This is a genomic window from Zoogloea oleivorans (assembly GCF_008107625.1).
GTDB classification, from domain to species: domain Bacteria; phylum Pseudomonadota; class Gammaproteobacteria; order Burkholderiales; family Rhodocyclaceae; genus Zoogloea; species Zoogloea oleivorans.
The window spans coordinates 1-546 of sequence record NZ_SDKK01000031.1 but is presented as its reverse complement, the minus strand read 5'-3'; the positions used below and the strand labels follow the sequence as shown (position 1 = coordinate 546).

The following is a 546-nucleotide window of genomic DNA, read 5'->3' as shown; positions in this document are numbered from 1 at the left end:
GCCCGCCCGGCGGAGATGCAGCCCTTCAGCCCGCCGCGGGTTGAATTGAACCGCGATGTGTTCCACGCCGCCTCCGCCCAGGTCCGCCGTCCGCCCGCCGACACTCCGGTGCCCCGCTCGCCGCTGCGCAATGACGCCGCTCGTCCGGCCGAGCCGCAGCCGCAGTCGGCCCGACCGCGTCCCACCGGGGTCGAGGAAGAGGCCCGCATCCGCGCCCTCGAATCCGCCAATTCCCAGCTGGCCAATGAACTCGCCACCATCCGCGGGATGATCGAGAAGCAGCTGGCCGGTTTTGCCTGGGGCGAGATGAGCCGCAGCGCACCCGGCCGCGCCCGCCTGATCGGCGATCTGCTGGAGGCTGGTTTCTCCGCCGCTCTGGCCCGCGAGCTGGCCGAATCGGTGCCCGAGGACGAGTCCCCGGAAGATGCCCATCGCCTGCTCCACGAAGCCCTCGATCAGCGCTTCCGCTGCATGACCAGCGACGCCGACATCATCGACCGTGGCGGCGTGTTCGCCCTGGTCGGCCCCACCGGTGTCGGCAAGACC

The 546-nt window shown here is 71.4% G+C and carries 1 protein-coding gene; it reads left to right on the top strand.

What is annotated here, in order from left to right:
• Positions 1-546, top strand: a 546-nt coding sequence (locus ETQ85_RS22415) for a flagellar biosynthesis protein FlhF (protein WP_484456003.1), incomplete at both ends; no start/stop codon positions are given.